The following is a 13,540-nucleotide window of genomic DNA, read 5'->3' on the forward strand; positions in this document are numbered from 1 at the left end:
GTTGATCCATGATGTACGAAAACATGCATTGCTGCGTACCGGCAATTGCAAGAAAGACAAAAACAGGCAAGAATGCCTGCTAAATTGCTTAAGGGAACACTGGTAGAGGACCGTAAATATGAAACTTGATTTATGGTCCTTTTCCGGGTTTCTTCCATGATACCAGCCATTCCAGCAAAAAAAACGCCTGAAATATGAGAATATTCGCGCAAGGAGGCATTCTATGAATAAGTTAGACAATCCTGATTCACCGGAAAACGGCTTGCGGGCCGATCTGGGGTTGATCTCGGCATTATCTTTGGTCGTGGGGATGGTTTTAGGCGCCGGCGCATTTATGAAGCCGCCGGCCGTACTGGCTGCGGCGGGAGATTTTAATCTGGCCTTAGCCGCATGGGTGATCGGCGGCCTCTTTTCCATTACCGGCGGCTTGACCCTCTGTGAATTAGGTGTTATGTTTCCTCGTACCGGAGGTATTTTCGTCTATCTGGAAGAGATTTATGGCCCTAAGGTCGCTTTCTTATACGGCTGGATGATCAGTATTATTTTTGGACCCGCCCTGGTTGGCGCGCTTACCGGATATTTCAGCTCGGTTTTCTGTCTGTTGTTTGATATCCCTGATTCCTATACCGGCGTTGTTGGCGCCGGGGCGCTGGGGTTTATTGCCTTCATCAACTCCATTGGCGTAAAAGAAGCCGGATATCTGCAGACGGCGGCAACCTTTTGTAAGCTGCTGCCCATTGGGTTATTGGCGGGCTTTGGCCTGTGGAAAGGCAATGGGCAGGTAGCCCTGTTTGGCGCGAGCGGCGGGGGCATAGAGACAACGGCTCCCTTTGCCGTCGCCATTCTGGCCACTTTATTCGCCTATGACGGCTGGGCGCAGGTCGCATCTGTCGCGGGCGAAATTAAGAATCCCAGCAAGGTATTGCCTAAAGCGATTATTGGCGGAATATCGTTTCTGATTGTCGTTTATCTGTGTATTAATATTGCCCTGTTCAAAATATTTCCCGTCAGTGAAATGGTTGCGCTGGGGCATGATACGTCTTCAATCGCAGCCCAAAGACTGTTTGGGCTGATGGGCGGGAATCTCATTGCGGTCGGCATCATGATTTCCATCCTGGGCGGTCTTAACGGTTATGTTATGACCTTGTCCCGCACCGTCTATATCATGGGAACAAGAGGGCAGATTTTCTGTTCTTCTGTTTTGAGCAAGATTGATAAGGACAGCAGCTCACCGGTCAATGCAATATTAATGCTGGTCATCGCCGCCTTTGTCTATTACCGTCTGCTGGATGCGGACAAGCTTTCCGATATTGCGATGTTTTCGGTTTGGCTGTTTTATTTGCTGGCGTTCATCGCCGTCATCGTTGCCCGGAAAACACACCCCGATATGCCACGGCCTTACCGGGTAATTTTCTTTCCGGTCGTGCCTCTGATTGCGATTGGCGGCGCCATCTATGTCATTTATGGGATGCTGAGTCATGACTTTTTTAACGGCATAACCTCGATTGGGCTTACCCTGGCCGGACTGCCGCTGTATTATTATTTAAACAGGAGCGATAAGAATATAAATCTGTTCGCAAGGCTGAAAACAAAATATATCGTTGGTTTATGCTCCCTGCTTGTCATGGGATTACTGACCATCTTTGTGCAGGTCACCGACAACCGGGAAGAAATTCATGTAGGAATTGTGCCTCAGTTTGCACCGTTTGCCTATGAGGATCCGACCGGCAAGCTTAGCGGCTTTGACATAGAGCTGATTAATGCCGTCGCGGACAAAGCCGGCTTAAAAGTCAATTACCGGATGATTTCGCTGGAATACATTTTTGAAGCGGTTAATCGGGAATATGTTGATATTGCCATTTGCTCTTTATCCGATACGCCGGAGCGGCAAAAAACGGTCAACTTCACCAGACCATATATTGAAAAAGGCGGGCTGGCATTGCTGAGCCGGCAGGGTGCAGCTGTGCGGGATGTAAAGGACCTGGCCGGCAAGACCGTGGGCGTGCCGCAGGGATCAACCGGCGAAGACTATATCCGCAACAGCAGTAGTGTGAAAGTTCAGTCTTTTCAGTCTAATTTGGATATGGTCCATGCCTTTAACCAGGGCTGGATTGATGCCATTGTTTTTGATAAGCTGATTTTAGAATATTTTGTAGCGCAAAAAACAATTGTTCATCCGGTAAGTATGAAAATCATCCGGCAAGAGGACTATGCAATTGCTTTTTCCAACAAGAATAAGGAACTGGGCGAAAGGCTGAATAAAATAGTCGCGGATATGAAGAAAAACGGCGAATTGGAAGCGTTGTATCAGAAATGGTTTAATGCAGAGGCCGGTGAATAGCGGTTTGCCCGGCTGGTCAGCATGAGTTTCCGGGGAAGGGGCAAGCGCTCCTTTCCCGGTTTTTTATGGCCGGGTCAGCCCCGGCTAATTTCTTGTTTAATCTTTTCTTTATCCACAATCGCTACGATAAAGAAAGTAATAAAGCATACCAGCCATTCCATATAGATGGGATGGGCGAAGATCTGTACCGCCGGGACGAACTGCCATACGATCAAGGTGACGATGCCGGCTAATGTGGTATAAAAGGCGGAGTTGCGGCGGCACAGCCCCGGCGCGAACATGGTGAATAAAAAGATCAGAGTAAAAGCGGTGGTAAGGCTCAGTCCGATCAACATTGTTTTTACAATGCCAACCGCGTGAAAGGCCAGCCATAGGGTCATCATGCCGAGGCTGAGAATTGCGTAACGGTTAACCAGGGTGTAATTCTTATCGCTGATGCCAGGATTAATGAAGCGTTTATAGATATCCTGGGAAAAAAGCGTTCCCGCTGCCAGCAGTATGTGGCAGGCGGTTGCAACATCGGCGGCCCAGAGCGCCGCCAGGGTTAAACCTGAAATTAAGGGGTCCAGTCCCATAATCATTTGCGGCAAAGCCAGTGTGGCCTTCATGCCGGGGTGGGCCGCCCGGGCGGCTACGCCCATAATCGCACAGGAGAAGCCAACCGGGAACATTAACAGCGCACCCCATAAAAAGCCTTTTTTGGCCGCCCGGCTGTCCACTGCTGCGCAGGCGACCTGTACCGGGCCTTGCGCGGTGATGGTTTGGGTCATCATAACGGCAAACCAGCCGACAATGGTCGCCAGACCCAGTCCGCCAAGCGGGCCGAACCAGTCGGTATCAGGCGGCAAAGAAGCGGCGATCGCACTAATGCCGCCCTGGTCGGACACAATAGTAACCGTGCTGATTAAGACTCCGGCATAAATAAGCGTGACACTCAGAATATTGGATAGGCCGGATGACCATAGGCCGCCTAGAATCGTGGTGCCGATAAATACGATTGCACTTGTGATCATGCCGCCTTCAAAGGAGAATATATCAGGCAAAAGTGACGACAAAATCGCGCCGCCGGCTATATATTGCAAAGACGTTATGACAAGCTGGATGGTGATCATGCCCAACACGGCAATGGCGCGGCCCTTTTTATCATAATAGCGTTCAAATAGTTCCGGAATGGTCGTGCAGTTGAGCTCGCGGTACTTGCCGGCTGCCACCAGGGCCATCAATACTGCTCCCGCCGCCCAGGCGACATTATACCAGCCGGCCGCAATGCCAAATTGATAGGCATTTTCCGCAACGCCTATCGTTGAGGCCGCGCCAATCGCCGTACCGGCGATATTCGCCGCAACTAACGTTGTAGTCAGCTTGCGTCCGGCAAACAAAAAACCGCTGCTATTGTCTGTCCGGCGCTTAACATAAATACTAATTCCGAATAATACGCAAATGTACAGGATAATAATTAACAACTGAATATTCAAGCGACTATTCCAACCCTTCTAATAAAGCATTTATTGTTGTAAAAGAACCAATAGCAATAAAGCAAAGAGACTTTTGTCACAGCTATCCTGCCGGGTCTTTACATTAATATACCAATCATAACAACAGGCAACTTATTGTGTCAATTTATTTTAGGCCAAATCAAGTGCCTCATCGCTTGCGAAAAGTTGTAAAATTCAGATTTTTAGTCATTTAAAAGGGTTATTTGCTCTGATACTGACTGCAGGATTTGATGATTAAGTCGATTGCCCGTCGAATATCGGGTGTCAGTTTTTTAATTTTTTCATCATAGGAGTGCGGGTTGGCCTGATCCAGCGTACGAGTATCGGTATTGCCCACCAGCCAGTCGACGGAAACATTGGAGACTCTGGCAATGGTTTTCATTAATTCGCTGTTTGGTTCTCCCGAGCCGCGCAGCCAGCCTTTTAACTGGTTCTTAGTCGCACCAAACAAACCGGCGAAATCTTCCTGCGTAGTCCGGTAATCATGGTCTTTCATTTCTTCCCACAACTGTGTAATTCTGGTTTTAAAATTGGACATGCTAACACCTCGCTTTAGTATCTATATTTTAACTTTTAGGGGCTAAAAATAATCTAAAAGAGTATTTAAAACATTGACGGTGTTATTTTTAACCTATATAATGAAAAAATAAACTAATTTGTCTGAATTTGTCAGAAGGGTCTTTATGTGCTGGCGAATTAGCAGTTTTGAAGCAAACATGACTAAATTTAAACTGGAGGAAAAGATGTGACTAAGCTCAAGTATAAGTTAATGGCTGCGTTAATTACGGTTGGTCTGGTGTGTGTTTTAATCTTGTCCGGCTATAATGTTTTTGACAGTTATCAAAAAAATCAGACCGACATTAAAGAATACCGGTCGATTTTGTACGAGCAATTTGACCGGAGCATTAAGCTGCAGGTCGAGACAGCGCACAGCCTGGTACAGGAAATCCACACGCAGCAGCAGCAGGGCTTATTATCGGAAAATGAGGCGAAAAAAAGAGCCGCTGATCTGATACGCAGTTTGAGGTTCGACCAGGGGAATTACTTCTGGATTGACACTACCAAAGGCATTAATGTCGTGTTATTGGGACGGCCGGTTGAAGGGACCAGCCGTGTTCAGGATGTAGATGCCAAAGGAAACAAGTATATTGCCGACATCATTGCCAACGGCTCCAAGTCCGGGGGCGGGTTCAGTGATTATTTTTTCCCCAAGCCTAATGAGGTTAACCCCCTGCCCAAAAGAAGCTATAGTTTATTGTTTCAGCCTTATCAGTGGGTGATCGGAACGGGAAACTGGGTAGATGATATTGAACAAATCGTTGCCGCCAAGGAAGCCGGAAACCGGCGTGAGCTGCTTTATCATCTTGGTATAGTTGGCGCTATTGGCTTTACCGGATTATTGATTGCAGTATTTATGGCATTATATATGAGTAAAAAAATTGCCCAGCCTATTGTTCTGGTAGCCGAAAGGGTAGAGCAGATCGCCAGGGGCAATTTGAGCGCTCCGGATTTGACGGTGAGTTCGCGGGATGAGATCGGCATTTTAGAAAATGCTTTTAATGATATGAAGCTGAATTTACGCAATTTAATTCAACAGGCCGCCAATTCCGCCAACCAGTTAGCGGCAGCGAGCGAGCAGCTGACAGCCACGTCGGATCAGGCGGCGCAAGCATCCTCGCAGGTAGCCGGCTCAACAACCGAGGTTGCCGGCGGTGCCGCCAGACAAGTGAAAATTGTTGACGGAGCCAGTGCCGTGGTGGAGCAAATGGCGCAAAATATTGACCGGATTGTCGCCAAGGTAAAAGATGTTGCCAGCGGCACGCAAAAGAGCGCCGGTGTTGCCGGCGACGGCGGCAAAGCCATCCAGTCGGCGATCACTCAAATGGCAAATATTGAAAAAACAGTGAAGGATTCAGCAGCGGTGGTCGTCAAGCTGGGAACGCGTTCCCAGGAAATTGGTCAGATTGTCAACACAATTGCCGGTATTGCCGGACAGACGAATTTGTTGGCCCTGAATGCAGCCATTGAGGCCGCCAGGGCCGGGGAACAGGGCCGGGGCTTTGCAGTAGTTGCCGATGAGGTAAGAAAGCTGGCGGAACAATCGCAAGAAGCGGCCAGACAAATTTCCGACATGATTTTGGAAATCCAAACAGATACCAGCCAAGCTGTTGAGGCAATGACTGCGGGGACTCATGAGGTGAATATCGGCACTGAGGTCGTTGGCAACGCCGGTAAAGCTTTCGATGATATTATTTACGTTGTGGAGCAGGTATCCAGCCAAACAAGCGAGGTACTGAATTCAGTTCACCAATTGACTGAAGATGGCAAGGAAATTGACGGGGCAATGCAAAATATTGCCGAAGTGTCAAGGGCAACCGCAGCGGAAACGCAGACGGTCTCCGCCGCTACCGAGGAGCAGTCGGCCTCGATGCAGGAGATTGCGTCAGCAAGCCAGTCGTTGTCCCAATTGGCGGAAACCCTGCAGAATGCAGTCGCCAGATTTCATTTGTAGGCGTAATTTCAGCAGATAAAATAAGGTGATGGCAGTTTTATTTCTGTCATTGCCTTATTTTTTGCATACAATAAAATGTAATTGAAGTATTATCTAGAACCAGCTATAATCAAATTAAACGATGTTTGAATTTAAATTTGAAAACTTGTTCGATTTTAATGTGAGGCTGTAATTCCTAGTACCTTGTCAGCGCTAAAGCGGTAGGATAATAGACCGTCAGTATTCACTGGATTAGGGTCAAGGCACTAAAGCATTAGAGTATAGGGGGAATAGGTATGAGAAAACTATTTCATCTTGGTATTGATGTTGGATCTACAACTGTTAAAATCGCAATTTTGAATGATCAGCGTGAAATTGTTTATAGTCAGTACGCCCGCCATTATTCAGAGGTCAAGCAAAAAATTATTGAACTCATTCAGTATGCGTATCAGAAATTCAAGGACGATTATATTACTGTTGCAATAACCGGTTCCGGCGGTATTTCGCTGGCCGGTTATCTTGATGTGCTGTTTATCCAGGAAGTTGTGGCCGGTACACGGGCTATTCAGGTCAATTATCCTCAAACCGATGTTGTAATTGAACTGGGCGGGGAAGACGCTAAGATTACGTACTTAACAGGTGGCGTTGATCAGCGCATGAATGGAATATGCGCGGGCGGAACGGGCGCTTTTATTGATCAAATGGCTTCGCTGCTTCAGACAGACCCGGCCGGCTTAAATGACCTGGCCCGGTCGGCGCATACACTTTACCCCATCGCCGCCCGCTGCGGGGTGTTTGCCAAAACCGACATTCAGGCCTTACTGAATGAAGGAGCGGCTAAGCCTGATATTGCAGCCTCAGTCTTTCAGGCGGTTGTTGTTCAAACCATTAGTGGTCTGGCCTGCGGCAAACCGATTCAGGGGAATGTCGCCTTTCTGGGCGGACCATTATGCTTTCTATCTGAATTGCGGGCGCAATTTGGCAGGGTGCTGCAACTGACGGACAGGCAAATGATTTTACCGAAACAGGCCCAGGTTTACATTGCCATTGGCGCCGCTCTTGCGTCAATGAGCGAAAGGCCGGTTATATTTGACGCTTTTATTGAAAGTCTGACAAAATCCCAAGCGATGGCTTCAGACCAGGCGGAGCGGCTGCGGCCGCTGTTTTTGACGCAAGCTGAACGGACCGATTTTGCCAGCCGGCATTTTGGCGGTTCTGTTGCGCGAAAATCCTTAAGGGAGCATGCCGGTAATTGCTTTTTGGGTATTGACGCCGGGTCAACCACGACAAAAGTTGTTTTGATTGATGAGGAGGGCGCGATTCTCTACACTTATTATGGCAGCAACAACGGTAATCCGCTGCAGGCGGTGCAGTCTGTCCTGAACGATATATACCGGCGCCTGCCGCCGCAGGCGGTAATTTCTTACTCACTGGTTACCGGCTATGGGGAAACGCTGCTCAAAAACGCGCTGAAACTGGATGACGGTGAGATTGAAACAGTGGCCCATTACAGAGCCGCCGAGTTTTTTTGCCCAGGAGTTGATTTTATCCTTGATATTGGCGGGCAGGATATGAAATGTCTTAAAGTCCGAGATGGAATTATTGAGGATATTATTCTCAATGAAGCCTGCTCATCCGGCTGCGGTTCTTTTTTGGAGACTTTCGCCCAATCGCTCAATCTGCCGGTGGCGGAATTTGCCCAGGCGGCCCTGGCCGCCGGCCGGCCGGTTGATCTGGGATCACGCTGCACGGTGTTTATGAACTCCAAGGTTAAGCAGGCCCAAAAGGAAGGGGCAACCGTGGGCGATATCTCAGCCGGCCTGGCCTATTCGGTGATTAAAAATGCTTTGTATAAGGTAATTAAATGCAAGGATGCGGCCAAGCTCGGTCAAAAGATTGTTGTTCAGGGCGGCACGTTTTATAATGATGCTGTGCTAAGGGCGTTTGAGCTTTTATTAGGCCGCCCGGTTATCCGTCCTGACATTTCCGGCGTCATGGGAGCTTTTGGCGCGGCGCTGCTGGCCCGGGAGCGGCATCAGCCGGACCGGCGGTCGAATATGTTAGGTCTGGAGCAATTGCAGGAATTGTCGATGCGTTCGCGAATCGAGCGCTGCGGCAAATGCCCCAATGCCTGCCTGTTAACCGTTAATGCGTTTAACGACAGCCGGCAGTTTATTTCCGGCAACCGTTGTGAACGGGGCAGCGGCAAAGCTTATGAGGAGCCGGCTGCCGCTATGCCCAATTTATATGAGGATAAGTACCGGCGGCTGTTTGGCTATGTTCCGTTAAGCGCGGCACAGGCTAAGCGCGGCACTGTCGGGATACCGCGGGTTCTAAATATGTATGAGGATTATCCGTTTTGGTTTACCTTTTTTAGCGAACTTGGCTTTCAGGTTAAGCTTTCAGACCGCTCTTCCAAGCGATTATATGAACAGGCAATGTCGACCATACCATCGGATTCGGTCTGCTATCCGGCAAAGCTGGTGCATGGGCATATCAACAATTTATTACAGAAACAGGTTGATTTTATTTTCTATCCCTGCATAACCCATGGTCCGAAAGAGCGGGCGGAGGCCCAGAATCATTATCATTGTCCCATTGTTACCTCTTACGCCGAGGTCGTCAAAAATAATATTGATGAGCTGGCCGTTCAACAGGTGAAATTGTTGAATCCTTTTTTGCCGCTTGCCGACAGGCAACGGCTGATTCAACGGCTTTATGAAGAATTTAAGTTCCGGGGCATTGACAAAGACGAGATTGCGCGGGCGGTTGCCAAGGCCTGGAACGAGCAGGAAAGCTTTAAACAGGATATTCAAAAAGCAGGGGAGGCTGTTCTTGCGCGTATGAGCAGCCAGGGCCTGCGCGGCATTGTTCTGGCCGGCCGTCCCTATCATCTGGATCCGGAGATAAATCATGGAATTCCGGAAATCATTACCGGTTTTGGCATGGCTGTTCTGACGGAGGATTCGATAGCTCATCTTGGCCGTGTACCCCGGGAATTGCGGGTGGTTGATCAGTGGACTTATCATTCACGGCTGTATGCTGCGGCCGGTCTGGCGGCGTCCAGGCCTGATTTGGAGCTGGTGCAGCTGAATTCCTTCGGGTGCGGGCTGGATTCGGTTACTGTTGATCAAGTGCAGGAAATACTTTACAGCCGTTCCAAGATGCATACGGTACTGAAAATTGATGAAGGCGTCAATTTAGGTGCAGCGCGCATCCGGCTGCGGTCCCTGCAGGCAGCCGTCCGGGAACGGGAGCGGCATGATTTTACCGGCCGGTCCATTGACTACGTCTGCCGGCGCAATGTTTTTACTAAACAGATGAAAACCGGACATACTATTTTAGCTCCGGAGATGTCGCCGCTGCATTTTCAGTTTCTGGAGGAGGCCTTCCGGGTATGCGGCTATCAGGTGGTTGTATTGCCGCTTGGCGATAAAAAATCAGTGGAAGTTGGTCTGAAATATATTAATAACGATGCCTGTTATCCGGCGATCCTGGCCTTAGGTCGTTTAATTGAGGCCTTGCAATCCGGGAAATACGATGTTAATCAGACTTCAATCCTGATTGCCCAGACCGGAGGCGGCTGCCGCGCAACAAACTATATCGGTTTTCTGCGCAAAGCCCTGCAGGAGGCAGGTTATCCCCAAGTGCCGATTCTGTCGCTGAATGGCAAGGGGATGGAAAAGCAGCCCGGATTTTCGCTTAGTCCCGGTTTGTTGCACCGGGCGATTATGGGGCTGGTCTATGGTGATTTATTAATGAAAGTTTTATATCAGGTGCGGCCTTATGAAAAAATCCCCGGTTCGGCCAATGAACTATACAGTAAATGGACGGCTATTTGCAGGGCGGCTCTGCGGAAGGCTGACCGCCGCAGCTATATCCGTAATATTCAGGATATTGTCCGTGAATTTGCTGCGCTGGAGATCATAAAAACCGTTAAACCGAGAGTTGGCCTGGTTGGTGAAATTTATGTGAAGTTTCATCCGGTGGCCAATAACCAAATTGTTTCCATGATTGAAGCCGAGGGCGGCGAGGCGGTTGCCTCCAGCCTGCTGGATTTTTTGCTGTATTGCGCCTATGACGGAGAATTTAATTACCGGTATTTAGCCGGCAGTAAAAAAGCGCAGCTGGCTGGCCGGGCAATCATTGGTCTGGTCGAATTTTACCGCCGGCCGTACCGTCAGGCGGTCAACAGCAGCAAGCGGTTTACGCCTGTTCATTCCATCCAGGAAATAGCCGCCGGGGCTGAGGGAATTCTTTCGCTAGGCCATCAGACCGGTGAGGGCTGGTTTCTGACCGGGGAAATCGTGGAGTTAATCCATCAGCAGGTCAATAACATCATTTGCATGCAGCCCTTCGCCTGCCTGCCCAATCATATTACCGGCAAAGGAATGATGAAACAACTTAAACGGCAATATCCCCAGGTAAATATTGCCGCGATTGATTATGATCCGGGTGCAAGTGAAGTGAATCAGTTAAATCGTATTAAGCTAATGCTGGCAACGGCTTTTGACGGTCTGGCGCAGCAGCCGGAGGAAGAGCCGGTTGGCCGCAGCCGTCAGGGGGTTGTCTAAACGGCCGGCGGCAGTCAATTGGCGCCCGGCATAACCTAAGCGTTAAGGAAGTGATGTGTTTTGGAGCCGGATTTAGAGCATAAGGTTACCACCCGGGAAAAAATTCTTCATGCTACTCTTGAGATAATCAACAATGAAGGCCTGGAAAATGTGACCATTCGGAAAATAACGCTGGCAGCCCAGGTGAATATTGCTGCAGTTAATTATTATTTTGGCTCAAAGGAAAATGTTATTAATGAAGCCCTAAAAGAGCTTTTGGATAAATTAAGCAGGACGTTTGATCAATTAGAGGATGGTGCTTTACCTCCCCAAGAGCGGCTGCGCAATTTTTTGCACAGTTATGCGGATGCCACACTGGCTTATCCTGATGTATTTAAAAATTTTCTCAAACAAGTGATTACGCATTACAACGATCATCCGTCGCATGTTGATTATATTAAGTTTATGCAGACGACCGGCTGGCGGAAGCTAGGCAGCTTCTTACAGGAGAGCGGGTTACTGCCTAATGATCAATTGTTATTGATGAAAATTGTTCAGTTGTTTAGCGCTCTGGAATTTCCGCTGCTGCTGGGGGTGCAGACCCGGGAGGTTCATGAATTTGACTATTACGATCAAAAATACCGTTATCAGTATGTTGAATTGTTAATGCAGTCTTTGCTGCATAAACCTTAATGAATATAGAGAATTGCCCGGCAGCTCTTTTATTTTTTGTTAACCGGATTGGTTTAACTTGCGAAAAGAGCCGCGATCCCTTACAATTTTAAATAATAATGTTATTATTTAAAAATCAACTTATTTAACATCCGCAGCTGCTTGAGGCAGCCGTCGGGATGAAGAGATAGGTAAGGGGCGAATTGTTCGTGAATGTTTTTGAACTGAAAAATGTATTTTTTTCCTATCGGCCGGAGCACAGGGTGTTTGCAGATATCAATTTGGCTATTGCCAAAGGCCGGTTTCTGGCAATGGTTGGGCCAAATGGGGCCGGCAAGTCGACTTTATTAAAATTATGTGCAGGCCTGCTCAGGCCGGATCAAGGTCAGGTAAGTATTTTTAATACGCCAATTGAACAGTTTAGGGGCTGGTTCCAAATTGCCTATATTGCTCAGCAGTCATTGCGGGACCGCAATTTCCCCGTAACAGTCCAGGAAGTGGTGCGGCTGGGCCGGGTTGCGCCTGCGGGAATTGGCGCCAGGCTTAAGTCCGCCGACGAGGAGATCGTTGAAGAGGCCATCCATACGGTTGGCCTGCAGGATTTACGCAAACGCCTGATTGGCGAGTTGTCGGGCGGCCAGCAGCAGAGGGTGGCCATTGCCAGGGCTTTGGCGGCGCAGCCTGCGGTCCTATTGATGGATGAGGCCGCCTCCGGCGTGGATACGGCCACCCGTGAGCATATCTATGGTCTGCTGCAAGCCATCAACCGTACAGCCGGAACGTCAATTCTTATGGTTTCCCATGATGTTGAGCGAATTTTGCACTATGCGGATGACATCGCCGGTATTGACCGGGGCGGCGTCGGCTATTACGGCAATGCGGCCGGGTTCCGGCAGTTTTGTCGCGTACAGCCGGAACCTTACGCCGGGGAAGCGGAAGGAGGACAGATAAGTCATGCTTGATTTATTGCAGTATGATTTTATGCAGCGGGCTTTGGTCGCCGGAGTTTTGGTAGGCTTGTTATGCCCGGTGATTGGCGTCTTTTTGATTTTGCGCCGCCAGTCCCTGATCGGGGACGGCTTAGGCCACATCGCTTTCGCCGGAGTTGCGGCCGGCTGGATGTTCGGCGTTTACCCGGTATTGAGCGCAACTGTGGTTACGGTGCTTTCGGCATTGGGAATCGAGGCCTTGCGGGCTAAGCGCCCGGCGTTTGCCGATATGGCGCTGGCAATTTTCTTTTATACGGGGATTGCGGTGGCCGTTGTCCTGAGCAGTATGATGAAATCCAATAATGTCAATCTCATCAGCTATTTATTCGGCAGTATCGTCACTGTCAGCACCAGCGACGTGCAGACGATCGCCGGCTTAACGTTGGTGGTACTGGCCGTATTGCGGTTGATTTTTAAAGAGTTGGTTTTTATCACCTTTGATGAGGAGGCCGCCCTGGTCAGCGGGCTGCCGGTGAGAAAAATCAATACGGCGCTGGCAGTGCTGACTGCGCTGACGGTTGCCTTATCCATGAGAATTGTTGGCATATTACTGGTATCGGCGCTGATGGTAATACCTGTAGCAGCCAGTCTGCAATTATCGCGCAGCTTTCGCAGCACCATCATCAATGCCGTGATTTTTTCAGAGGTCTCAGTGCTGGCCGGGCTGCTAATCTCTTTTACCGCCGATTTGGCTACCGGCGGAACCATCGTCTTAACTGCAGTGGCCATCTTTGTGCTTACATTTGCCGTGCGCCAGCTCAATGGCCTGAAAGCGCCAGGCGCAGGCTGCTTTAAGCAATAGTTTTAAAAATTGCGGTTCATTCACATATGGAATACAGGGGCTGTGAAACTTAGAAATAAGTGATTCACAGCCCTGTCTTTATCAGATAAATATTGCATATTGTAACAAATCGTTGAACGGGTAGATGGCTGAGGGAAGGTGAACGATGCATAAAGGATAATTATAAATAATAGGCAGCCGGCATACGTCAGGTATG

At 49.0% G+C, this 13,540-nt stretch carries 8 protein-coding genes; 6 read left to right on the forward strand and 2 right to left on the reverse strand.

Annotated elements, in window-relative coordinates; translation table 11 throughout:
* Positions 1–223: 223 nt before the first annotated feature.
* Positions 224–2,341 (forward strand): amino acid permease, encoded by a 2,118-nt coding sequence (locus tag BLR06_RS07200; RefSeq protein WP_092070549.1) that lies wholly within the window; start codon positions 224–226, stop codon positions 2,339–2,341.
* Between the two features lie 74 nt (positions 2,342–2,415).
* Here the strand turns inward: BLR06_RS07200 and BLR06_RS07205 are convergent, their stop codons facing one another.
* Both BLR06_RS07205 and BLR06_RS07210 read right to left on the reverse strand, forming a co-directional pair.
* Entirely contained in the window at positions 2,416–3,816 is a 1,401-nt protein-coding gene (locus BLR06_RS07205; protein ID WP_092070552.1) for a sodium:solute symporter family protein, read from the reverse strand.
* Between the two features lie 220 nt (positions 3,817–4,036).
* Complete coding sequence (locus tag BLR06_RS07210; protein ID WP_092070555.1) at positions 4,037–4,375, reverse strand: helix-turn-helix domain-containing protein; 339 nt, start codon at positions 4,373–4,375, stop codon at positions 4,037–4,039.
* 207 nt (positions 4,376–4,582) lie between these two features.
* On the opposite strand from BLR06_RS07210, the gene BLR06_RS07215 reads away from it, so the two are divergent.
* The 5 genes from BLR06_RS07215 (at position 4,583) to BLR06_RS07235 (ending at position 13,344) form a co-directional block, all read left to right on the forward strand.
* The gene (locus BLR06_RS07215; RefSeq protein ID WP_092070558.1) at positions 4,583–6,349 is read left to right on the forward strand and encodes a methyl-accepting chemotaxis protein; all 1,767 of its coding nucleotides are present in this window, start codon (positions 4,583–4,585) and stop codon (positions 6,347–6,349) included.
* A 275-nt stretch (positions 6,350–6,624) separates the two neighbouring features.
* Positions 6,625–10,902 (forward strand): 2-hydroxyacyl-CoA dehydratase, encoded by a 4,278-nt coding sequence (locus BLR06_RS07220; RefSeq protein ID WP_092070561.1) that lies wholly within the window; start codon positions 6,625–6,627, stop codon positions 10,900–10,902.
* 60 nt (positions 10,903–10,962) lie between these two features.
* Positions 10,963–11,574 (forward strand): TetR/AcrR family transcriptional regulator, encoded by a 612-nt coding sequence (locus tag BLR06_RS07225; RefSeq protein ID WP_092070564.1) that lies wholly within the window; start codon positions 10,963–10,965, stop codon positions 11,572–11,574.
* A 188-nt stretch (positions 11,575–11,762) separates the two neighbouring features.
* Positions 11,763–12,515 carry a metal ABC transporter ATP-binding protein gene (locus BLR06_RS07230; RefSeq protein ID WP_092070567.1) on the forward strand — a complete coding sequence of 251 codons (753 nt, stop codon included), beginning with the start codon at positions 11,763–11,765 and terminating at the stop codon, positions 12,513–12,515.
* Positions 12,508–13,344 (forward strand): metal ABC transporter permease, encoded by an 837-nt coding sequence (locus BLR06_RS07235; RefSeq protein ID WP_092070570.1) that lies wholly within the window; start codon positions 12,508–12,510, stop codon positions 13,342–13,344. The genes BLR06_RS07230 and BLR06_RS07235 overlap by 8 nt, the downstream gene beginning before the upstream one ends.
* Positions 13,345–13,540 lie beyond the last annotated feature (196 nt).

Source organism: Dendrosporobacter quercicolus, from assembly GCF_900104455.1.
GTDB lineage: Bacteria > Bacillota > Negativicutes > DSM-1736 > Dendrosporobacteraceae > Dendrosporobacter > Dendrosporobacter quercicolus.